Source organism: Limnohabitans sp. JirII-29 (assembly GCF_003063395.1).
Classification (GTDB): Bacteria; Pseudomonadota; Gammaproteobacteria; order Burkholderiales; family Burkholderiaceae_C; genus Limnohabitans.
The window spans coordinates 59,455-82,201 of sequence record NZ_NESB01000006.1 but is presented as its reverse complement, the minus strand read 5'-3'; the positions used below and the strand labels follow the sequence as shown (position 1 = coordinate 82,201).

General features: G+C 58.6%; 20 protein-coding genes. 8 read left to right on the top strand and 12 right to left on the bottom strand.

The genetic code is table 11. The annotated features are described in order from the left end of the window. The first annotated feature begins 81 nt into the window (after positions 1-81). Complete coding sequence (locus B9Z39_RS17170) at positions 82-888, top strand: YHYH protein (protein ID WP_233248983.1); 807 nt, start codon at positions 82-84, stop codon at positions 886-888. On the opposite strand, the gene B9Z39_RS10840 is transcribed toward B9Z39_RS17170, so the two are convergent. Further along, positions 876-1,682: a MipA/OmpV family protein gene (locus B9Z39_RS10840; protein WP_100144026.1), complete on the bottom strand. Its 807-nt coding sequence runs from the start codon at positions 1,680-1,682 to the stop codon at positions 876-878. The genes B9Z39_RS17170 and B9Z39_RS10840 overlap by 13 nt on opposite strands. Before the next feature lie 148 nt (positions 1,683-1,830). On the opposite strand from B9Z39_RS10840, the gene B9Z39_RS10835 reads away from it, so the two are divergent. After that, a complete protein-coding gene (locus B9Z39_RS10835) occupies positions 1,831-3,291 on the top strand; it encodes an ATP-binding protein (RefSeq protein ID WP_108301740.1) in 1,461 nt (486 codons plus the stop codon). Then, positions 3,288-3,974, top strand: a complete 687-nt coding sequence (locus B9Z39_RS10830; RefSeq protein WP_108301739.1) for a response regulator — start codon at positions 3,288-3,290, stop codon at positions 3,972-3,974. The genes B9Z39_RS10835 and B9Z39_RS10830 overlap by 4 nt, the downstream gene beginning before the upstream one ends. Before the next feature lie 59 nt (positions 3,975-4,033). Here B9Z39_RS10830 and B9Z39_RS10825 read toward each other — a convergent pair whose 3' ends face one another. The 3 genes from B9Z39_RS10825 to B9Z39_RS10815 all read right to left on the bottom strand — a co-directional run bounded on the left by B9Z39_RS10825 (position 4,034) and on the right by B9Z39_RS10815 (position 9,985). Continuing rightward, a complete protein-coding gene (locus B9Z39_RS10825; protein WP_108301738.1) occupies positions 4,034-6,130 on the bottom strand; it encodes a spermidine synthase in 2,097 nt (698 codons plus the stop codon). A 129-nt stretch (positions 6,131-6,259) separates the two neighbouring features. Continuing rightward, positions 6,260-9,202: a bifunctional diguanylate cyclase/phosphodiesterase gene (locus B9Z39_RS10820; RefSeq protein WP_146183321.1), complete on the bottom strand. Its 2,943-nt coding sequence runs from the start codon at positions 9,200-9,202 to the stop codon at positions 6,260-6,262. 45 nt (positions 9,203-9,247) lie between these two features. Further along, positions 9,248-9,985, bottom strand: a complete 738-nt coding sequence (locus B9Z39_RS10815) for a hypothetical protein (protein WP_146183320.1) — start codon at positions 9,983-9,985, stop codon at positions 9,248-9,250. Between the two features lie 373 nt (positions 9,986-10,358). Between B9Z39_RS10815 and B9Z39_RS10810 the strand changes: the two genes are divergently transcribed. Genes B9Z39_RS10810 through B9Z39_RS10800 form a run of 3 tightly spaced genes read left to right on the top strand, consistent with a single transcriptional unit; the run spans position 10,359 to position 13,362 of the window. Further along, positions 10,359-10,580 carry an HNH endonuclease gene (locus B9Z39_RS10810; RefSeq protein ID WP_108301735.1) on the top strand — a complete coding sequence of 74 codons (222 nt, stop codon included), beginning with the start codon at positions 10,359-10,361 and terminating at the stop codon, positions 10,578-10,580. Between the two features lie 29 nt (positions 10,581-10,609). Continuing rightward, positions 10,610-12,028 (top strand): M16 family metallopeptidase, encoded by a 1,419-nt coding sequence (locus B9Z39_RS10805; RefSeq protein WP_369908128.1) that lies wholly within the window; start codon positions 10,610-10,612, stop codon positions 12,026-12,028. Next, positions 12,025-13,362, top strand: a complete 1,338-nt coding sequence (locus B9Z39_RS10800; RefSeq protein ID WP_108301733.1) for a pitrilysin family protein — start codon at positions 12,025-12,027, stop codon at positions 13,360-13,362. Before B9Z39_RS10805 ends, B9Z39_RS10800 begins: the two co-directional genes overlap by 4 nt. A 3-nt stretch (positions 13,363-13,365) precedes the next feature. Here B9Z39_RS10800 and B9Z39_RS10795 read toward each other — a convergent pair whose 3' ends face one another. After that, complete coding sequence (locus tag B9Z39_RS10795; RefSeq protein ID WP_100144045.1) at positions 13,366-14,196, bottom strand: metal-dependent hydrolase; 831 nt, start codon at positions 14,194-14,196, stop codon at positions 13,366-13,368. An 84-nt stretch (positions 14,197-14,280) separates the two neighbouring features. Here B9Z39_RS10795 and B9Z39_RS10790 point away from each other — a divergent pair, with 84 nt between their 5' ends. After that, positions 14,281-15,198, top strand: coding sequence for a hydroxymethylglutaryl-CoA lyase (locus B9Z39_RS10790; RefSeq protein WP_108301732.1), 918 nt, complete (start codon positions 14,281-14,283; stop codon positions 15,196-15,198). A 17-nt stretch (positions 15,199-15,215) separates the two neighbouring features. After that, the gene (locus tag B9Z39_RS10785; RefSeq protein ID WP_108301731.1) at positions 15,216-16,445 is read left to right on the top strand and encodes a CaiB/BaiF CoA-transferase family protein; all 1,230 of its coding nucleotides are present in this window, start codon (positions 15,216-15,218) and stop codon (positions 16,443-16,445) included. Here B9Z39_RS10785 and B9Z39_RS10780 read toward each other — a convergent pair. From B9Z39_RS10780 to B9Z39_RS10750, 7 genes are all read right to left on the bottom strand, one after another. Beyond that, complete coding sequence (locus B9Z39_RS10780) at positions 16,432-17,412, bottom strand: tripartite tricarboxylate transporter substrate binding protein (protein WP_108301730.1); 981 nt, start codon at positions 17,410-17,412, stop codon at positions 16,432-16,434. The two genes, B9Z39_RS10785 and B9Z39_RS10780, sit on opposite strands and share 14 nt — an antisense overlap. Before the next feature lie 24 nt (positions 17,413-17,436). Continuing rightward, positions 17,437-18,186, bottom strand: a complete 750-nt coding sequence (locus B9Z39_RS10775; protein WP_108301729.1) for a class II aldolase/adducin family protein — start codon at positions 18,184-18,186, stop codon at positions 17,437-17,439. A gap of 28 nt (positions 18,187-18,214) precedes the next feature. Then, positions 18,215-19,255, bottom strand: a complete 1,041-nt coding sequence (locus B9Z39_RS10770) for a tripartite tricarboxylate transporter substrate binding protein (protein WP_146183319.1) — start codon at positions 19,253-19,255, stop codon at positions 18,215-18,217. Between the two features lie 26 nt (positions 19,256-19,281). Next, the gene (locus B9Z39_RS10765) at positions 19,282-20,052 is read right to left on the bottom strand and encodes a substrate-binding domain-containing protein (RefSeq protein ID WP_100144058.1); all 771 of its coding nucleotides are present in this window, start codon (positions 20,050-20,052) and stop codon (positions 19,282-19,284) included. An 18-nt stretch (positions 20,053-20,070) separates the two neighbouring features. Continuing rightward, positions 20,071-21,165, bottom strand: a complete 1,095-nt coding sequence (locus tag B9Z39_RS10760) for an alpha/beta hydrolase (RefSeq protein WP_100145047.1) — start codon at positions 21,163-21,165, stop codon at positions 20,071-20,073. Positions 21,166-21,260: 95 nt separating this feature from the next. Next, positions 21,261-21,746 (bottom strand): cupin domain-containing protein, encoded by a 486-nt coding sequence (locus B9Z39_RS10755; RefSeq protein WP_108301727.1) that lies wholly within the window; start codon positions 21,744-21,746, stop codon positions 21,261-21,263. A 25-nt stretch (positions 21,747-21,771) separates the two neighbouring features. Continuing rightward, positions 21,772-22,734 carry a tripartite tricarboxylate transporter substrate binding protein gene (locus B9Z39_RS10750; RefSeq protein ID WP_108301726.1) on the bottom strand — a complete coding sequence of 321 codons (963 nt, stop codon included), beginning with the start codon at positions 22,732-22,734 and terminating at the stop codon, positions 21,772-21,774. Positions 22,735-22,747: the final 13 nt, after the last annotated feature.

The window sequence follows — 22,747 nt, the reverse complement described above, 5'->3', positions numbered from 1 at the left end:
GCTGCACTTTCATTCGCCACTGTTTACCGTAACGCACCTTGGGCGAAAGGTATGTCGGTGACCTTTCCTTCCGAGTGCGTCATGACCCTCTGGCCTGCGGCAAGGCCAAACCATGCGGTGGATGATTTTTATTTGTCACCACCCACAACGGGGCAGGCTCGCAATCAGGTCACAGGCGTAAATCAAGCCGTGGCACGCACAGCCATCAGTCGCATGCCGCTGGTGGTTCGAGCTTATGAAGGCCCCGGTCGTCACGAACCCATCCGTGTGAATATTTGCCCTCGCCAAGCGCCATCCACCACGCCCACCAATGCGGGGGTTATCGGCCTACTTGTGTCTGGTGCAACGCTCTACAAAGCAGCAGAAATCACGGGCCACCGGGCGACGGCACTCAATGACAATGTGGCGTATAGCTTCAAGGGCACCAAAGGGCAGAACATCACAGCCCATTTTTTGGACACATGCGGTGGCCATCCCACCCCTGCTGATGCGGGTAACAGTTACCACTACCACGGGTATTCGTCGTGTGTGACTTCTGTGGTTGATCACGCCGACGGGCCGTCGCACATGATCGGCGTTGCCTTGGATGGTTTCCCGATTTACGGAGATCGTGACATCCATGGCCGCAGCATCGATCCCACCCAACTCGATGGCTGCAATGGCTTGACCAGCCCGACACCCGAGTTTCCACAAGGCATTTATCACTACGTCCTGCCCCGTGGCATCACACAACACCATGCTTCCATGCGGTGTTACGGTGGCCACGTGCCCGCCCAAACGCTAGCGGCGGCACAAGCCGCTGGCTTTTGTTACGCATCCGAACAAGCCCCAACGCCGCAGGCCTTGGGGATGGGCATGCCAATGCTGCCGCAGACTCAGAAACGGTAGTTGGCAAACACGCCATAGCTCGATTGGGTGCCTTTATCAATCGTCGGGCTGTTGGCCGCATCGCCTTGCAATTTGGAAACGCTGGCCTTGGCACTCAGACGCCATTCGCGAGTGAGTTCGTAATCGACACCCGCACCCAATCGCACAGCATTGACACCCGCCGACGCTTGGTAGGTGCTGTAGCCTGAGCTGGTGCTTTGTGCCGCAGTCACGCCATAGTAGGTTTGTGCATATTGACTGTTCATCCAGGTGATACCGGGCCCGGCACTCCAGACCAAGCGACCCGGTCTTGTCCTGAACATCACATCCAGCGTCGCGCGTGTGCCCTGATCGTGTCCACCTATGTCGGTGATCAGGTTGGCCATTGTCGTCATCGGGCCTTGTGTGTAGCTGCCAGATACAGTGCCTAAGGTGGTTTGTTTTATTTCGCCAAGCCCTGACAAATTCGAACCGTCGTTGCCGCCGCGCGGATTGCCCAGGCTGGTGCCGATACCCACCCCGAATCGCCAAGGGCCTTCTTGCAACAAGGTGTATCCCAGGCCCAAAGGCACGGCTGCACCGGGCAGGGCACCTATTTGAAAGCGTCCTTTGGTGGCGCTGAAAGTTGGCATGGGGCCCATTCGGGTGTCGCTGCTGCCGGGGTACTTGGGTTGCGAGATCAGGCCCATGCCGACACTCACGTGCCAAGCATCGTCGTCAACGGGTTGTGCCAACACCATGCATGGTGTGGCCATCGCAGTCAAGGCCGCCGAGCGCACGATCAGTTTCAGTGAAGAGACAGAAATTTTCTGCATAAAGTCCTTTGAAGAAAAATGGGAGCGCCTCTTTGCTTGCGCCAATCCGAGACTGATTCTGCAAAGGCAATGTGATGGCAGTGTGTGAAAATCTTCACGCTTTGCTCACAATGTTCAGGTTTACTCAGCAGATACTTTTCTTCACCCCATGCATCTGCGCCTCGTCCACAAACTGTCCTTGCTCATGCTCAGCTTTGCCTTATTGGCGGTTGTGGCACTTGGAGGCTTCACTGCATGGAATCTGCGTCAAGGCTTTGGCGAATACTTGGCCGCCAAAGATGTTCAACATTTGGAGCAACTCACTGCGGGCGTTGAAAAATTAATTCAGAACGAAGGGCTGGACGTTCTGCAAAACCGTGGCTTGTCGATCCATGACTTGCTCAACCGTTTCAGCGGTATGCCTTTCGATCTGCCTGACCCTTTTCCATGGAAAGATCGTGGCTGGCTTAACCCGCCGCCAAATGGTTCGCATGGGCCGCCCCCCGGCGGACCAGACGCTTTGCCCAATCGGCTGTCCATCGTGGGTCTTGACGGTCAGACACTGTTGGGGCGGCCACAGATTGATATTTCAGCGCAAGTGCTTCGCCCCGTACACAGCCATGGTCAGGTGGTGGCATGGGGCCGCATGGTTCCGGCTCGCGTCATATTGGGTGATCAATCCAGATTTTTATTCGCGCAATACGTGGGCATTGTGTTGATCTCTGGTGTGTTGGTGGTGCTGGCCTTGTTTGGTGCCATTTGGCATTCCCGGCGCTGGGTGAGGCCGTTGATTGCTGTGCAATCGGCGACGCAACAGCTGGCGACAGGTAAATTTTCTGCACGCATACCCGTGGGTTTGGGGGTTCAATCGGTAGGCGATGAAATTGATGAGGTGGTGCACAACATCAACCAAATGGCCGCGAGCTTGGAACGCTTGGACTCCTCTCGCCGACGCTGGCTGGCTGATATTTCCCACGAGCTGCGAACCCCTTTGACGGTGTTGCAAGGTGACATTGAAGCTCTGTGTGATGGCGTTCGACCCATGCAACACCAAGCCATGGTGGTGTTGCGTGAAGAGGTGCTGTCGCTTGGAAAAATCGTCAACGACTTGCACTTGCTGGCCTTGTCCGACCTCCATACGTTGTCGTGCCATTTTGCGGACTTCGATTTGGTGGAGTGCGTGGCGCAATGTGTCGAACGTTTTCAGCGACGCGCGCAAGACGCTGGGTTAGTGATGGTCTTCAACGAAGGCCACGACATATCGCAACGGGTGTGCTGGGATGCAGACCGCATTCAGCAACTGATGGCCAATATTTTGCAAAATAGCCTGCGTTATACGGATGCGCCTGGGCAAATTCGCATCCGTTTGAAAGTTTCAAATGAACGCGTACATCTCATGATTTCAGACAGCAGTCCCAGTGTGCCCTTGCAAGACTTGGCGCACATTTTTGAACCGCTTTACCGCTGCGACTTGTCACGCTCTCGCGTCCAAGGGGGCAGTGGTTTGGGCTTGTCCATATGCCACGCCATTGTGAGTGCCCATGGTGGCACGATCCAGGCCACGCCCTCTGATTTGGGTGGACTCAGCATCGAGATTGTTTTGCCAGTCCGGCCAGAGAGTGCCGTATGAGTCAGCCCCGTCATATTCTGGTTGTGGAGGACGATGCACGCATTGCACAGCTGTTGCTGGACTATCTCGCGCACGAGGGCTGGCGTGCCAGCTCTGAGAGCGATGGCAACCAAGCATTGCATGCTGTCCAGCGCCAGATGCCCGACTTGGTGCTGCTCGATGTGATGCTGCCAGGCATGGACGGTGTGAGCCTGTGTCGCGCCATCCGTCAGTTCAGCGATGTTCCCATCATGATGATCACGGCCAGAGTGGACGAAGTTGACCGATTGCTGGGCCTCAATACAGGTGCCGATGATTACGTGTGCAAGCCCTTCAGCCCCCGTGAAGTCATGGCCCGGGTGCATGCTTTGTTGCGACGCTCGCAGAGTCACGGCAAAGCACACATCAAGCCCTGGGAAATTCAGGATGAAGCCATGCGAATTGCTTGGCGCGGACAAAGCCTGAACCTGACCCCGCTTGAATACCGACTCTTGCGGCTTTTCATCAGCCAGCCGGGGCGAGTGTTTTCGCGTGCACAGCTTCTGGAGGCCTTGCACTTGGAATTGCGAGACATCAGTGATCGGGCCATTGACACGCATGTGAAAAATTTGCGCCGAAAAATTCAAGCCATTGAGCCCGATGCCAATTGTTTGACGTCTGTCTATGGCGTGGGTTATCGGTTTGAAATCACTGAAGCTGTGTGAGCAGATCAAAGAGACCGTGTGCTTGCTTGCTTGCTTGCTTGCTTGCACCCTTTGCGCGTCTACAACTTCAAAACTTCAAAGACGTTGCTGAAGTCATCGGTCCAGACTTTCAATCCTTCGGGGATGTTAATTTTTTCGGGTTCACCCTCCAGCGGTATCTTCTTCAATACCTCTGGGTTTTTGGCCAGCAAAACCCACGAACTTGAGTAAGCCAAGGGTGACGATGAGCCGTCGTCGTAAATGCTCAGTGCTGTCAGACCACGTGCTTGAGCCAGCAAGGCCAACACACTTTTCAAATCCAGGTAACGATTGGTCACATGAAACGCCATCACACCATCGGGTTTGACGTGTTTCAGAAATACGTCTATGGCTTCCAGCGTGATCAGGTGAATAGGGATTGAATCACTCGAGAACGCATCCACCACCAAAATGTCATAGCGCTGTGCTGGCTCGCGCGCCATTGACAACCGTGCATCGCCGAGGACGACTTCCGTCGCGCCAGCCGAGTCCGCCAGAAACGAAAACTGTTTGTGTGCAACGTCGATCACTTGTGGGTTGATTTCGTAAAAGCGCATGACATCGTGGCGACGGCCATAGCTGGCCAAAGTGCCAGCCCCAAGACCAATCACCCCAACACGCAAGGGCGCTGCGCCATCAAGGCCTTTGAAGGTGCGACCAATGCCTGACGTTTGGGTGAAGTACGTGGTGGGGTTCTGTCGGTGCTCAGGATTTAAGGACTGCTGTCCGTGCAAGATGACGCCGTGCACGAAATTGCGCACACGCTCACTTCCCACTTTGTTGTCTTGTACGCGCAGTGCGCCAAAAAAGTTACGTTCCATCCGTAAGGTGCGGCGCCCCAAGTAGTCTGTTTCGTATTGGTACAAATACCAGCCCGTGGTGACGGTCGCGTAGAGAGCTGCAACCACCATGACAGAGCGATGCAGCGATGGCGTGATGCCAGCGCTAAGCGTTTCATTTGACGTGACAGGTGGCGTATCCGCCTGTGCAACATCCGGTTTTTTGGCAGATTGGTAGAGCAGAAACATTGTGACGAGACCGCCTGCCATCAATACGATAGGCAATTCGTAGTAGGCCGAGAAAATGCGCGGTGCCACCACGCCAACGAAGATGCCCCCGAGTGCCCCCCCCAAAGACACCATCAAGTAAAACCGCGCCAGATGCTGCGGCGAAGGTTTCTTTGCTGCCAATTCGCCGTGAAAAAATGTGCACGCCACAAACAAGCCCGCGCAATAAAGCGGTATAGCAATTTCAATGCTCAAAATTCCATTGTCTGTTTGCAGTCCCCACGCCATGGCGGGCAGCAAAAGCAGCAAGGGCCAGAGGAATTGCCAGCGTTGGTAACGTCCTTCAAACGACACGATGAAGGAGCACAGGTACAAGGTCAGCGGGGCCAGCCACAACAGCGGAATCGATGCAATGTTTTGCGTGATGTGGTTGGTGACAGACATCAGCATCACGGTCCCCAACGCTGAAAGCGTCAACCACAAACTTTGCGCGCCCAGGCTGGGGGGCGCAGTGATGTCGCTCTCTTCAGGTGAGACGCCATGTACAGCCCGGGGGCTGGCTGCCAGCAAGACGCTTGCCCCACACAACACCATGAAGACACCGTATGCCACGCTCCATGTCACGGCCTGAAGGTGTGTGTTGAGTACCGACTCAATGGCCAAAGGAAATGCCAACAAGGCCAGCAGCGAGCCAAAATTTGACAGGGCAAAGAGCCGATACACGCCATCTCCTCCATGGCAGCGCACATAGCAGGACTGAATCAATGGGCCCGTTGACGCGAGTAAAAAATACGGCAAGCCAATGGTGGCTGTGAGCAGCGAAAGAATGCGCCAAACCGGGTCTTCGTTGGCGAGGGGTTTCCAATCAAGGCTGGCGATGATGGGTAGAAATGCAAGGCTGATGATCAGCAGCGTGCAATGGAGCAACGCTTGCCGACGCGGTGACAATTTGCGCGTGCTCCATTCCGAATAGGCGTAACCAGCCAGCAGCAAGGTCTGGAAAAAAATCATGCAGCTGTTCCACACGGCCGGTGCGCCGCCAAACCAAGGCAGGATTTGCTTGGCAATGATGGGCTGCACCATGAAAAGCAGAAAAGCAGACAGAAAAATAGTCCAGGCGAAAATCGGCATGTCGCGTCCTAATCAGGATGAGTCAGTCAAATTAACCCAACGCCTTATGCTAACCAAATTAATTTATATCTATAAATAAATAGACTCTTTGGTGTTAATTATTTTCTGATTCAGCAAGCCTGCACACGATCAATGCAACAAGCGTTCATCGTCTGTGTCTGCCCGTGCGGTGAAGTCCATCAAGCTGAGTTTGCGCACAAAGGCCATGGTGTCCGCGTCTTGGATGAAGTCGGCTGACGACTGCGCCGTCAAAATTCGCTCGGGCTCCACCGGCTTGCTGATGCCGTAGCCCTGTGCGTAACTGACGCCTGCATCCACCAAGGCTTTGATGATGGGGAGGTTTTCGGCAAATTCACCCACGCAAGTCATGCCCAAGCTGTGGGCCAAGCCTGCGCAAGCGTGCACGATGGCATGGGTTGCGGGGTTGGTCGCAATGCTTTGTACCAACGAGCCATCGAGCTTCAAGGAGTCAGATGGCACATCACGCAAGTAAGTGAAACCGGCAAAGCCCGAGCCGAAGTCATCAATCGCAATACGCAGTCCTAGCTGACGTGCACGTTCCACAAACTTGATCGTGTTTTTGATGTCTGTCAGCGCCACGGTTTCGGTGATCTCAAGACACAGTTTGCTGGCTGCTTCTCGGTGCTGAGAAAGAATCGCAAACGCATCGCCGAGAAAAACTTCGTCATTCATCGAGGCACCCGACAAATTCACGCTGATGAACTTGGTACGACTCAGGTGCGGCATGTGCTGCTCGATCCATTCCAGCGTGGTACGCAGGACCCATCGATCGATCAATGTAATCTTGCCAAGAAACTCTGCCGTTTCAATCAGCCCGACCGCGCCCAAAATACTGCCATCGGGTTTCCTGAGCCGCAACAACACTTCAAAATTCAGGGAGGCAAAAGGATTTTTAAGACTCATGATGGGCTGCATGAACAAGGTCAACCCTTGTGGCATGCGACCGTCTTCCAAGCACCGTGCAATCTCTAATTCCTCTTTGTTTTTTTTGTAAAACCCCGAGGCACTGTTGGCCTCCACCAACCGCTTACCTTGTTTTTTGGCCATGCGACATGCGGCATCGGCGGCTGAAATCATGTCTTCTGCATGGAATCCTTGGGCTGCTGATTCGACCAGTCCCGCAGAAGCACTCAGGGAAAAACTTTTGCCATCAAAGTGAAACAAAGACTCACACAAACTGGCCATCAATTTTTCAACAATCGCATGGGCCTCTTCAATCGCTGTCGATGGAAACACCAGCAAAAACTCATCGCCACCCACACGTGCAATGGCGTCGCGCGCGCGAACGCATGCGCGCATGCGCATGCACACCTCGCGTAACACGTGGTCGCCCGCAGGATGACCGTACAAATCGTTGACGAGTTTGAACCGATCCAAGTCCAGATACACCATCGACACAGGACCTACAGCGGCTTGTTTGATCTGTTCCAACTCAGCGGTTGCACCGCGTAAGTTCAAACATGCCGTCAACGGGTCGTGCGAAGCCAAAAACTCCAAGGCCTGTTTGGAGGCATGGGCTTCGGTGGCATCTTGGATGGAGCCTTCAATTTGATGCGTCTTGGCATCCAGCGAGCCACGCACCAAGAACCACTTGTCGGTGTTGGGCCCCAGTCCTGCCACCTGTACCTCTACCTCACTGCTTTGGGCGTTGTCGAACGCATCGCTCAACGCGTGCCAAGCTTGTTGCTCTAGCAGTGTCATGAGTGTGCAGCCGACCGGATCAAACCCCATCATGCGTTGCATGGCTGGATTGCCCTTCACCACCGTTCCTGTACTCGACAGGGTGAACAAACCAATCGGCGACCCCTCATAGGCACGCCGTGCGCTGGATTTGGCTTCGTCTTTCTCCTCGCGTTCTGAGCGAATACGCTCCGCAATGGCCAAAGACGCCATCAGCGCAGAAATCACAGCAGCAGACACCGATGTCAGCATCATCGGTGGTTTGGCCAGACTCAAGGCTGCGGCGACCACCTCAGACATACCCGCGGCCAGCGTCACCACAATCGAGGCACCATACCAGGCCGCCGCACGGTCAAAGCCTTGCATCAACACGCGCGTCAAACTGTAAAGAATCAAGGCCACGTTGATGGTGGTGCAGACCCAGACCACGACCAGAAAATGACCGTAAGAGAGCAGGGCGGCCGCTCCCATCACCAACGTGGCCAGTCCCTGGATGATCCGCGTGGGGGTTTTGACACCCGCTTGTTCCAGCTCGGTCTTGAACAGTTTTGAAAACATCACCACAGTGGTGGCGAAATAAAAAGCGATCGTCCACTGGCGCGCCGGTATCAGTGCGCTCAGTGGCAAACGCCAGCCCATCAATTCAAAGTCTGTGCCCGCTGACAGCGCTGCCATGCGCATACCCAGACCCAACCAGACGCCAAACACCAGATGCGCAGGTTCCTTGTTGATCCATGCTGAGATCAGCATGAACAAGGCCAGCACCCCCATGCCAGCTTCAATCAATGCGCCTTGCTTGCTGTGGTGAACTTCAAAGCTCTCCAGCGCGGTTTCAGACATGATGGCTGCGGACACTCGGGCGGGACCTTCGAATTGACCTTGACACAAGATAGACGATTGCGCTGCGTTGATGCGCAGCGAGAAGCCCGTGCCAGACACGTGCAAAGCCCCGACGCTTGCCGCTCGTGTGGCCGTTCCTAATAACTCTCCTGTTGCGCTCCAACACGACACACTCAGTGCGTGTCGGGAGGGAAAGACCAAAAACTGTCCTGCCGAAACAGGTGTGTGAATGACCCACCAAAGAGGATTTTTTGAAAACTGAGCTGGCAACGTCGTCTGCGGCGTGCTTTGCAGTGCTGCCGTGCGTGCTTGTTCTAAGCTGGTGTCTGGCGTGGTTTGCTCCCAGCCATGCAACGGCACAGCGATGGCTGGCTGTGACGATGTGTCTTGGCCGCCAATGGCCATCAGGACCACCAAGACAAGCAACGCCATCGGCACACCGAAGCGACACATGAAAGTCAGCGCTTGTTCTACATAGGTCTTGCCGCGACGTAAGGATGGATCAATCTGGGAAAAGTATCTTTGAAACATGAGACCTGGTGTGCCACACACGGCCGTGTGTGTGGCACTTATGGGTTAAATGAACGGGAATGCGTGTCGGCGCTCAGGCTGGTGGTGCATGGGGGGCAAAGAAGCAATGAAAGACTCTGGGTGAAACACTGATTCGTGCGTCACATCGATGTCTGGGTGGTGTGTTTCAAACACAAAGCGATAGAGGGGGTGTTCTTTGGCTTTCCACAGCGCCTGTGCCTCAGGTGGGGCAAAGCTCATCACACGGTGTGGAAGATTGGCCACATGGTGCATGGGATAGAAGGTGTTTTTTTCCAGCACATCCTCAAACAACAATCCGTCATAGATGCGGTCCACGGGGGAACGCCCAGTGACAACCATCCAGTCAATCTCTTGTTGCATCGTGAACAGATAGAACGCTTTGAACAAGGCATTGCGCACCACCGAGGAGTTGGGAGATCTGCCCACGCTCAATCGCGTCGCCTCACACAAACGCAGACCTGTGTAGTGCTCGGGAAGCTCCAGTGAACTCTCCAATGGCAGTGGACGATGTGCATTGGTGTGAATGCGCATGCTCCCCAACACTTCATCGTCCATGCGCGATGTGGCGCATATCACCAAGCAGCCCGCTTCGTAATCGGCGGATTCTGCGGTGGCAAGTCGCGCTCCCAATTCAGGAAGATGGTGTCCGTATGCGGCAGCCCGCAGTTGAACGACTCTAGGCAGTACGTCTTCTCGTGCAACCTTCACTTGGAAGGGAAGGTATTCAATGCGTTTGGGGGTATCAAATGAGATGGCTTTCACATCGGGCTCCTAGTGTGTGGATGAATACGATGTGGACTTTTGTAGACGATCCAACACCGTACTACATTTATCTCATATAACTATGTCCAATCAACACTTTGAGCGTGCAAAGGCGACACCAATTAGTATCTAAAGCTTATAACTATCTTCATCTTTTAATTTTTCTACTTTTGATACTTATGAATAATTTGAACCTATAAGTACTATTTATTGTGTAAAAATCTTCTCATGTGTCGCTCTTGGGCGTAGCTATCAATCGTTAGTTACAAAAACGGGTGACCCAGCTTTCAGAACCATTTGGTCGAAAGGCCAGGAATGGTGATCCCATGGACAATCGAATTTCTTTGCAGACAACCGCCGGAGACCCTTCACCTTGAGCCGATTAGCACTCACCCGAGACAAGATTTACAAAACGGTCGCACGTCAACTGCATGGCGTGGTACCTTGCTGGGTATGTGGTCAACATGTGCCACACGACACCGCCACCTTGGAACATATCCAACCTTTGAGCCAAGGCGGTAACAGTCACCTAGAGAATTTGGCCATCAGCCACGCACGCTGCAACCACCAACGCCACGCGAAAACCACACCATGAACCACCCTTCAGTCCTGCGCCTCCTCTCCATGCGGTCTATCTGGGCCCTGTGTGTGGTGACCTTTGCTGCACTCGCAGGCGTGCAAACGGCGCAGGCGCAAACTGATACGCAGGTGCAACGCTTCACGCTCGACAACGGCATGACGCTGTTGGTCAAGGCGGATCGCCGTGCGCCCACCGCAGTGCACATGCTGTGGGTGCGTGTGGGCTCGATGGACGAAGTCGATGGCAGCACGGGCCTGGCCCATGTGCTGGAGCACATGCTGTTCAAAGGCACGCCCACGGTCAAAGCAGGCGAGTTCTCGCGCCAGGTGGCCGCTTTGGGTGGCCGAGAAAACGCCTTCACCAGCAAAGACTACACCGGCTATTTCCAACAAATTCCAGCACACCGTTTGGCCGATGTGATGCGCTTAGAGTCCGACCGCTTTGCCCACAACCTGTGGCCCGATGACGAGTTCACCCGCGAGCTGGAAGTGGTCAAAGAAGAGCGCCGCATGCGCACTGACGATGCCCCCCGTGCCTTGTTGTTCGAGCAACTCAGCGCGACGCAGTTTGTGGCGTCGCCTTATCGCCGCCCGATCGTGGGTTGGATGAACGATTTGGAGGCCATGAAGCCCCAAGACGCGCGCGACTTTTACCGCCGCTGGTACGTGCCGGCCAATGCCACGGTGGTGGTGGTGGGTGACGTGGATGCACAAGCCGTGCTGCAACTCGCCCAAGCCAGCTATGGCCGCGTGCCTTCGGGTGTGGTGCCTGCGCGCAAGCCGCGCATCGAACCTGCGCAAAAGGGCATCAAGCGCGTGGTGGTGCAGGCACCTGCCGAGCAAGCCTATGTGTGTTTGTCGTGGAAGGTGCCCAGCTTGTTGGCCTTTGATGAAAGCCAACAGACCCAAGACAGTCTGGCACTCACCTTGTTGTCTGCCGTGTTGGACGGCTACAGCGGCGCACGCTTGGAGCGTGCCTTGGCACAAGGCCCAACACGTTTGGCCGATGACGTGGGAGCCTCGTATGGCTTGAGTGGCCGTGGTCCGCAGGTCTTCATGCTCACCGGTGTGCCCGCAGTGGGCAAAACCACCGACGCCATCGAGCAGGCTTTGCGCGCTCAGGTGCAGCGCATCGCCAAAGAGGGTGTGACAGAGGCTGAGCTGCGTCGGGTCAAAGCCCAATGGATGGCCAGCAAGGTGTACCAGCGCGATTCCTTGTTCAACCAAGCCCGTGAGATCGGTACCTCGTGGATCGAGGGCCTGCCTTTGGACAGCAACGAACAGTTGCTGGATCGGCTCCAAACCGTCACGCCTGAGCAGGTGCGCTTGGTGGCGCAACGCTACTTTGACGACACCCAACTCACGGTGGCAGTGTTGCAGCCGCTGCCTGTGCCCAAGCCCAGCACTGCCCCCGCAGCGCGCAAACCCGGCGCATCGACCCAAGCTGTGGAGGTCACACGATGAACACCGCACGCTGGACACGCACTCTCTGCGGGCTGGCCCTGGCCTGCCTGACGTCATGGGCCCATGCAGGCATTCCGATTCAACACTGGGTCATGGCCAATGGCGCACGGGTCTACCTGGTGGAGGCCCCTGGCTTGCCCATGGTGGATGTGCAGATCGACTTTGACGCCGGTACGCGCCGTGACCCCGCCAACCAAGTGGGCTTGGCCTCGGCCACGGCGTTGATGATGGGCAAGGGCGTTGCCGCTGCGGGTGGTGCCGCAGCGATGGACGAAAACGCCTTGGGTGAAGCCTGGGCTGATCTGGGGGCATCGCTGAGCATGGGCGCGAGCAATGACCGCTTCAGCGTGAACTTGCGTAGCCTCACACGCACCGACCTGCTCGATGCTGCGGTGCAACTGGCGGCGCGACAACTGGCGCACCCCAGTTTTCCAGAGGCCGTGTGGCACAGCGAGCGCCAGCGTTGGCAAGCGTCTTTGGCCGAGGCCAAAACCCAACCCGGCTATCTGGCTGGGCGCGCGTTTGCGGCTGCTGTGTACGGCACGCACCCCTATGGCTACGACACCACGCCCGCGCACTTGCAGGCCATCGAGGTGGGGCATCTGCGGGCCTTTCATGCGCGCTACGTGCATGCCTGCCAGGCGCGTGTGAGCATCGTCGGTGCACTTAACCGGGCGCAAGCCCAGGCACGGGTCACGCAACTGCTGGCTGGCTTGCCGCAAGCGCGTGCGTGTGCTGCTTTGCCGGCAGTGCCCGAGGTGCAGCCTTTAGCGCGCGCGCAAGACATCGCCATTGCGTTTGAGTCGGCCCAGGCCCATGTGTTCATTGGGCAACCGGGCATCGCGCGTCAAAGCCCCGATTTCTTGGCGCTGACCGTGGGCAACTATGTGCTGGGCGGTGGCGGCTTTGTGTCGCGCCTGACTGCGCAGGTGCGCGAAAAGCGCGGCTTGAGCTACAGCGTGTCGAGTTACTTTTCACCCAGCATGCACGCGGGCGCGTTTCGCATCGCCTTGCAGACCCGCGCCAACCAAGCGGCTCAAGCCGTGCAAGTGGCGCGTGAGGTGCTGGCCGACTTTGTGCAGCATGGTCCTACCGAGGCCGAGGTGCAAGCCGCCAAGGACAACCTGATTGGCGGCTTTGCCTTGCGCTTGGACAGCAACCGCAAGTTGCTCGACAACGTGAGCAACATTGCCTGGTACGACTTGCCCTTGGACTACCTGGACACCTGGAGCGACAAGGTGCAGCGCCTCAGCGCGTCTGACATCCAAGCCGCCTTCGCACGCACCTTGCAACCCGAGCGCATGGTCACGGTGGTGTTGGGCGCCAAGCCCTGAGTTTTAAAACTTGGCGTGCTCGCCCGGCTTCAAGGCCAGCACTGGAATGCCACTGCCTTTCATGGCCTCGACAAACTGCGCGGCGGTGCCTTTGGCCAAGGGGTTGGCCCCGTAGTGCATGGGGATCACCGCTTGTGGTTTGAACCACGCCTTCAGCGCATAGGCCGCTTCGGTCGGGCCCATGGTGAAGTTGCCGCCAATCGGCACCAACACCAGGTCCGGTTTGTACATCTCGGCAATCAGCTTCATGTCGCCAAACACGCCGGTGTCGCCCATGTGGTAAATCTTGAAACCGTTCTCCAGCGTGATGATGAAGCCCAGCGGCTCGCCGCCCACATGGGCTTCGTCCTTGCCAGTGCTCGGGTTCTTCCACACCAGCACCGACGAGTGCTCGGCGTGTACGGCCGTGACGTGAATGCCCGGCGCGGGCTCGACGGTGCCGCTTTTGTTGAAACGTGGCAACAACTCGGGCGGCAAGATGCCCAGCAAAGTGGCGGTTTGGTTCATATCACCGGGCGCATACATCTTGACGTTGTGCATCAAGGCCAGCGCCGGGGCATCGGCAAAGTGGTCCCAGTGCGCGTGGCTCACCAGCAGCACATCCACCTTGCCCAGGTTCTCCAGGTTTTTGTACTCAGGCGGTGTCAGCGGGTTGGCTTTGAGCCACGGGTCGGTGATGACGGTCTTGCCACCGGGCGTGGTGATTTTGAAGGCCGATTGGCCCAGCCACTGCACCTCGGTGCTGGGCGTTTGGGCCCACAGGGCGCTGGCACCCATCAACGACAGGGCCAGGGTGGTGTGGCGCAATGTGCGGTTTAGAAAACGGTTGAACATGGGTGTCTCCTTCTCATCGACAGGCCCACTTTACCCGTTCAGTCGATGGTTAAATTGGCACCATGTCCACCCCAGTTGTTTCTGATGTCGTCCACGCCTGATGTGCTGATCAGCGAAGTCGGCCCGCGCGACGGTTTGCAGTCGGTCAGCCGGGTCATGTCCACCGCGCACAAACTGCGTTGGCTCGATGCCCTGGTGGCGGCGGGCTTGCGCGAAATCGAGGTCGGCTCCTTTGTGCCGGCGAAGCTGTTGCCGCAAATGGCCGACACCGCCGAGGTGGTGCGTCACGCCTTGACCCACCCGGGCCTGACCGTCATGGCCTTGGTGCCCAACCTGCGTGGTGCTGAGGCTGCGCTGCGTGCGGGCGTGCACAAGCTCACCATTCCGGTCTCGGCCAGTGCCGCGCACTCTATGGCCAATGTGCGCAAAACACGCGAAGACATGGTGGCCGAGGTGCGTGCCATCGTGCAGCTCAAAAACGAACTCGCGCCGCAGGTGCACATCGAAGCCGGCATTTCCACCGCCTTTGGTTGCACCTTGCAGGGCGTGGTGCCCGAAGACGACGTGGTGTGGCTTGCCCAGGCCGTGGTGGAGGCGGGGGCCGATGAGTCGGGCCTGTCAGACACCACCGGCATGGCCAACCCCGCGCAGGTGCGGCGTCTGTTTACCAAAGTGCGTGCCGCCATTGGCGACAAAACCGGTGCGGCCCATCTACACAACACACGTGGCTTGGGGCTGGCCAATTGCTTGGCCGCCTATGACGTGGGTGTGCGCACCTTTGACAGCTCGCTGGGCGGCTTGGGCGGCTGCCCTTACGCACCCGGCGCCTCAGGCAATGTGGTGACCGAAGACCTGGTGTTCATGTTCGAGGCCATGGGCGTGCGCACCGGCGTGGACTTGACCCGTTTGATCGCCGCACGTGCGCCACTGCGCGAGGGCCTGCCCGATGAACCGCTGTACGGCATGACGCCCGAAGCGGGCCTGCCCAAGGGCTGGCTCTGACACTTGATTTATTGCACATGACCGATACCACCACCCCAAGCGCCACACCCTCGCAGCCTGCCCCCTATGCGGGCCTGCGCGTGGTGGAGTTCACCCACATGGTGATGGGCCCGACCTGCGGCATGGTGCTGGCCGACTTGGGTGCCGAGGTGATCAAGATTGAACCCATTGGCCACGGCCGCCACGGCGACGCCACCCGGCAGTTGATTGGCTCTGGCGCGGGTTTTTTCCCGATGTTCAATCGCAACAAAAAGAGTTTGGCGCTCGACCTGGAGACGGTCGAAGGCAAAGAGGCGGTGTTGCGCCTGATCGCCACCGCCGATGTGGTGAGTGAGAACTTCAAGAGCGGCACCATGCGCAAGCTCGGCCTGGACTACGCCAGCTTGAAAGCCTTGAACCCACGCCTGATCTACGTCAGCCACAAAGGCTTTTTGCCCGGCCCTTACGAGCACCGCACCGCCTTGGACGAGGTGGTGCAAATGATGGGCGGCTTGGCCTACATGACGGGCCGCCCAGGCGACCCCTTGCGTGCGGGCACCAGCGTGAACGACATCATGGGCGGCGTGTTTGGTGCTTTGGGTGTCATGGCGTCGCTGGCGCAACGCGAGAAGACGGGGCTGGGCCAAGAGGTGCAAAGCGCCTTGTTTGAAAACAATGTGTTCCTGATGGCCCAGCACATGATGCAGTTTGCTGTCAACGGCCAAGCCGCAGCCCCCATGCCCGCGCGCATTTCGGCCTGGGGCATTTACGACGTGTTCAAGGTCAAAGACGACGCACAAATCTTTTTGGCCGTGGTCAGCGACACCGCCTGGGGTGTTTTTTGCAACGCCTTTGGCTTTGCCGACCTCAAAGCCGATGCCCGCTTGCACACCAACAACGACCGTGTGCGCAACCGCGACTGGATGATGCCCCTGTTGCGCGAACGCTTGGCCGCTTGGTCCGCCCACGAGTTGGCGGCGGTGTTTGAGCAACACGGCTTGCCGTTTGCACCCATCACCCGTCCGCACGAGTTGCTCAACGACCCGCACCTGCAAGCCAGTGGCGGCTTGTCGCCCATCACCTTGCCCGATGGGCGCAGCGCGCCTGCGGTGTTGTTGCCGTTCACGCTGGATGGTCAGCGCCCGGGCATTCGCCTGTCGCCGCCGCGCTTGGGGGAGCACAACGCGGTCTTGTTGGCTGAGCTGGGTTACAGCCCGGCAGAGATTGACGCCCTCAGCCACCCTAAGGACGGCGTTACTCCAGCGTGATCTTGGCGTCTTGAATCACGCGACGCCACTTGGCCGCGTCGCGTTGTGTCCACAACAGCACCTCGTCGGCCGAGCCCGCGCGCAGCTCGGTGCCTGCGGCTTCTACCTTGCTGGTGAGCGCTGGGTTCTTCAGTGCACGGCTCAAGGCTTGGTTGATGCGCTCCACCAAAGCGGGTGGGGTGGCCAGTGGCGCGTACATGGCGTACCAGGTGGCGTATTCAAACTCGGGCAGGGTGGCCGACATCAGCGGTAAATTTTTGGTGGCGGGTGATTGGCTGGGCGCGGTGGCGGCCAGCAGCCGCACATAGCCTTTGTCGATCAGGCCTTGCAGCGAGGGCAGGCTGCTGAACAGCGCGCTCACTTGGCCCGAGATCAAATCGTTCACCGAGCCAGAGCTGCCTTTGTAGGGCACATGGATGACATCGGTTTTGGAGAGTGACTTGAACATCTCCATCCCTAAGTGCGAGGTACCGCCCGTGCCCGCAGAGGCAAAGCTCACCTCACCCGGATGGGCCTTTGCATAGGCCACCAACTCGGCCACCGACTTGATGGGCAACTTGGCGCTGACCACCAGCACATGCGGTGCGGTGGAAATGATCGACACCGGGCGCAGCTTGGCCACCAGGTCGGCACCGCCGTGTTTGCTGAGCATGGGTTGCAGCACCACATTGCCCACCGCCGCCATCAACAAGGTGTGTCCATCGGGCTCGGCCCGTGCCACCGCGCCCAAGGCGGGCACGCCCATCGAGCCGCCCATGTTCTCGACCGTCACCGACTGTTTGAGGTCTGCCGTCAAGGTGAGGGCGAGTTCGCGGGCCACCAAATCTGCCGGACCACCTGCGGCATAGGGCACCACCAGACGGATGTTTTTGCTGGGCCACGTGGCTGCGTTTTGTGCTTGCGCTCCTGTGCAGGCCAGCAGTGCCACAGCGCTGAGTGCGAATTGAAGAAGGGTTCGGCGTGTCATCGGTGTGCGTCAGGCAGAAGTGGGTCAGGACGAAGTGGTTTTGGGCTGTGCCGCCTCAGCGGCCAGGCGGGGCAACCATTGGGTACGCCACAGGTCCCACGAGCGGGCGTAGGCTTGCCACGACAAGGCCTCTACCTCAGCGTCGTCGAGGTACACCACCTCGTCCACCTGCCCGGGCGATTGCAGGGCTTGCATCTGCATGGCTTGCAGTTGCATCTTGGCGTTGTGGTCCAGGTAAATGGTACGCCCCACGGCAATCGCCAAACTCGCACCCACCACCACCGAGCCGTGGCCACGCATGAGCGCAGCGGGGTGTGCGCCCAGCTTGCTTGCCAAGGATTGGCCGAGTTGGCTGTTGCGCACCAGCATGTCGCTGCCGCGCTGTGCATCGCGGATGTCCCAGGTGGGAATGCCTTCGCCAATGAAGGCCGCCAAATGAAATATCGGTCGCAGCCGACAGCCGGTGCAACTGAAGGGCACCACCGCATGCGAGTGGTTGTGCACGATGGCGTGCACATCGGGCCGCGCTTTGTAAATCTCGCCGTGGATGTAGCGCTCGTTGTAGGCCGGCGGTCCACCGTCTTGGATGCGGTGGCTGTCGAGGTCAAACTCCAGCAAGTCGACTTCGGTGATCAGCTCGGGCGCCACGGCGCGGGCCATCCAGTAACGGTCAGGCGATGTCTCGCTGCGCACACTCACATGCCCGTAGGCGTCAATCACGCCGTGCTCGGCACAGGTGCGCGAGGCGATGACCAAATCTTGTAACAAACTCATGGTGTCTCTCTGTCGGGTGTGGCGGGCTTCAGTCCGCTTGAATGTGGGCCGTGCTGACCACCTGCTTCCAGCGCGTGACTTCGCGCGACAGCAGCTGCCCCAAGCGCTCGGGCTTGCCGCCTGCTGGGCTGAGTCCGTGCTTGGTCATGGCCTCGCGCACCTCGGGCAGTTGCAGCAAGGTGTTGAAGTCGCCATTGAGTTTGGCCACCACCTCCGGCGGTGTGCCCGCTGGCGCGAAGATGCCGTACCAGGTGTCCACCACCAAATTGGGGTAGCCCAGTTCTTTGAGGGTGGGCACTTTGGGAAACACCGCAGAGCGCTCGTCGCTCATCACGGCGAGCATCTGCAATTGCCCACTCTGAATCAAGCTGCTGGTGGTTTGCAGTGCCACGATGCTGGCTTGCACATGGCCTCCCATCAAATCTGTCATGGCACCCGCTGCGCCTTTGTAGGGCACATGGCTCATGCTGGCGCCGGTTTCTTGCAGCAGCAAGGCCATGGCCAGGTGCTGCACCACCCCGTTGCCGGGCGAGGCGTAGTTGAGCTGACCCGGTTTGGCTTTGACCAGGGCCAGCCATTCGTTGAAGTTCTTCACGCCCAATTGCGGTGGCACGACCAAGGCCAGGGCACTGGTGGCCATCAAGGCCACCGGCTCGAAACTTTTGATCGGGTCAAACGGCAGCTTGGCGCGCAGGGCTGGCACCGTGCCGTGCGAGGTGGCGGTGAACAGCAAGGTGTGGCCGTTGGCCGCAGACTTGGCCACGGCTTCTGAGCCAATCGCACCCGACGCGCCCACGCGGTTGTCGGTCACCACGGGCACGCCCCAGCGCTCGCTGAGTTTTGTGCCCATCAAACGTGCCATCGCGTCCGCCGAGGTGCCGGTCGAAAATGGCACCACCAGCGTCACCGCGCGGTTGGGGAAACTGGCACTGGGTGTTTGGCTCCAGGCCGCTGTGGCGCTGGCCAGCCACAGACCCAGCAAGCAGAACTTGGCCACACGCCCTGCGGTGCGCGTGGCGGGTGGGGTGCGGTGTTGAGCGTGGTGTGTAGTGGGGGATGTGATGTGCATGGCCACAGACTTCAAGGGAATGGCGTTCAACGCGCCTCGACGAAGGGCTCAATGCCAATCGGGCGCAAGGTCAGGTCTGCCGGTGGGCTGGTCATGAAGCGCACCAAGGCTTGCGCCTCTGCCGGGTGGGCGCTGCGCGTGGCAACCGCTGCGGCAAAACCAATCCAGGTTTGCAGTTCGTCGGGAATCAAGCCCACCACCTGCACACCGGGCACACCGTACATGCGCGAGGCGACCACCACCACCATGTCCACCTCGCCGCGCGCCACGCCCTCGACGTTGTACTCGCCCGACATGGGGCGCATGCGGGGTTTCATCTCGGCTTCAAGCCCCAAGCGTTGAATGAGGCTTTCAAAATAAATGCCACTGGCCCCTTCGCCGGGATACGCCACCGAGCGTGTTGCGAGCAAGGTTTTTTTGAAGCCCTCCACGCTGCGAATGTCGGGCAAGGGTGCACCTTGGCGAATGCCCACGCCTAGCCCAATGCGCCCAATCACCCGGCGTGTATCAGCCCGCACCTGACCGCTTTGGATGACTTGGTCCAGTGTGGGTGGGTTGAGCACCGTGACGTCAAAGGCTTCACCGTCTTGGATTTTTTTCTTGGCCCGTGGATTCACCGCAAACTCCACCGCCACCTTGTGCCCGGTGGCGGCTTCGAATTGTTGGCACAAGGCGATGACGGCAGGGCGCGAGCCGTTGCCGCTGAGCACTTTGAGTTCGACCGCTTGGGCCGATGCAGACAGCGCCATCAGCACCGTCGCGAGCAGGCGTGCGCCCTGTGTGGTGAAGCGTGTCATACAACGTCGATCATGAATTCAGCGGGCCAAATGGCGGTCAAAAAATTGGGCGATGTCGGTGAACGCTTCGCGGGTTTCTGGGGCGTCGGCGTTGAAGCCGTATTGCGCATGCGACTGACCTTCGTACACATTCAAATCGGCCACCACGCCCGCGCGGCGTAGTTTGCGGTGGGTGCGCACGGTGTTGGAGAGAAACAAGTCACGCGTGCCACTGGTCAGAATGGTGGGCGGAAAGTGTGAGAAGTCACCATAGATGGGCGACAGCTGGGGGTCTTTCAAATCGCGGCCATTGGCGTACAACAGAGCCGCGCGTCCGAGCCAGCCGTCCCAGGTGACCAGCACGTTGTCCACCCATTCGTTGGTTTCGTAGGTGTCGCCAATCTTGGCAATGTCCGACCATGGTGTGCCGGGCGCAATGGCCGCAGGCAAGGCCACTTTTTCGTCTTTGGCACGCAGCACCAGCGACAAGGTCATGGCACCCCCGGTGGAGGTGCCAAACACGGCCATGTGTTTGGCCGAGTGTTTTTTCAGCAGTTCTTTCCACACTGCCATGGCGTCATCCATGGCCGCGGGGTAGGGATGATCGGGCGGCATGCGGTAGTCCACCGACACCACGGTGTAGCCGCCAAAGCTGGCCAGCAACAGGGCTTCAGGCAAGGCCGACTCGCCGGGGCCAAACACATAGCCACCGCCGTGCACATGCATCAACACGCGGTTTTTGTTTTTCGATACGGGGTGTTTGGGTGTCACCACAAACACCGGCACGCCCGCCATCTGCGTGGCTTGCACCGTGACGCCTAATTTCTCTTTCAAAGCAGGCAGGCCCGCCACCACCAAGGCTGCACGGCGGTTGACCAGCTCTTTCCATTCGGCAGGGTTTTTCGGGTCGGCGTTGAAGTGGGGTGGGTAGGGCGCCGCGATCATGGCCTGCATGGCGGGGCTCACGTCGCTTGACGGCGGCGGGCTCACATGCGCAGGTGACTTGCGCGCACCTGCTTGTGCGTTGGCTGCACCTTGTGCGACAGCCAGCTCTGCGTAGCCTGCGGGTTGTGCGTGCAGGCCGAAAGACAAGAGGCTGCCTAACAGCAGCCCCCAGAGAGAAAGTTTTGTCATGGCGATGTCTCCTGTGCGTGTGGTTTTTGTGGGCCTGAGCATTCTTGGCTCAGATCACCCAGGTCAAAAGCACGTAGGAGACAGCGTGTCAGGCGTCAACCAAAAGCGTTGAGCGTTTTGCCACCGGCTTGCACGGGGTGAGCGTGAATCAAAATTACGGCCATCACACAGGGCTCGGTGCCACGGTTGATCCAGTTGTGCACGGTGCCGCGTTGCACCATCACATCGCCTTGCTTGAGGTGCACCTCTTCGCCGCTTTCCAGCTCCATGTCGATCTCGCCCGACATCACCACGATGTAGTCGATGCTGTCGGTGCGGTGCACGCGCTGCTCAACGCCAGGGTGGAAGTCCAAGATGCGAAACACGGTGCCGTTTTCGATCATGGTGAACTTGCCGGGACGTTGGCCCTTGTCGTCTTGCGACGAGTTGTCGGCAGGCGCGGTGTCGGTGGTCCAGATGTTGCAAATCTGGCCGTTGGGTCGGCCTTCTTTGAAATGGGTGCAGACCTCGTCAATCTTGACGATGGCTTTGCCTTGGTCGTCGTGGCCCGTGACCACGCGTCGGATGCTGGGTGTCTTCATGGTGTCTCTCCGTCAATGTTGTTGTTTATTCGGCTTTGATCTTGGCGTCTTTGATCACGCGGCCCCACTTGGCGACCTCGGACTTGATGTAGCTGGCGAACTCTTCTGAGCTGGAGCCACCCAGTTCATAACCCAGGCTCAAGGCTTCGGCTTTGAAGGCGGGCGCTTCCATGATGGCGCTGACTTCAGCCTGCAAGCGTTGGATGATGGGCTTGGGCGTGCCCGCTGGCACAAACAAACCGTTCCAGCCGGAGGCTTCCGCATCGGGCAAACCGGCTTCAGCCAGCGTGGGCACCTCGGGCAAGATGGGGATGCGACGCGCACCTGCCACACCCAAGGCCACCAACTTGCCCGAGCGGATGTGCTGGGCCACCACCACCGGTGCCAAGTAGGCGGTGGCCACGTGGCCGGCCATCAGGTCGGGCAGTTCAGCGCCAATGGCTTTGTAGGGAATCTCACGCACGGTGAGGCCTGCCATCATGTTGATCTTCACGCCCAGCAACTGGGTGATGGAGCCGGTGCCACCCGAGGCAAAGGTCAACAACTGCGGTTGGTTTTTGGCCAGGGCCAAATACTCTTTCCAGGTTTTCACGCCAAGGCTCGGGTGGGCCACCATCACCAGCGGGGTGCTGGTGAGCAAGGTCACGGGCACCAAGGCTTCGTTCAAACGGCAGCAGGCATCGTTGGTCAAGATGTCGTTGAGCGAGTTGTTGATGTTGGCGTGAAACAGTGTGTGGCCATCGGGCGCCGAACGGGCCGCTTCGCGCGCGCCAATGGCGCTGTTGCCGCCCGGGCGGTTTTCCACCACCACCGACTGCCCAAACTTGTCGGCCAAACCAGGCGTGAGCTTGCGCGCAAACACGTCCACGGCACTGCCAGGGCCTGCGGGTTCGATGATGCGCACGGTTTTGCTCGGGTAGTTTTGCGCCCACGCGGTGTGCAGCAACAGGCCACATGACACAGCCAGACAGAGTTGTTTCAACGACATCACATCGATCTCC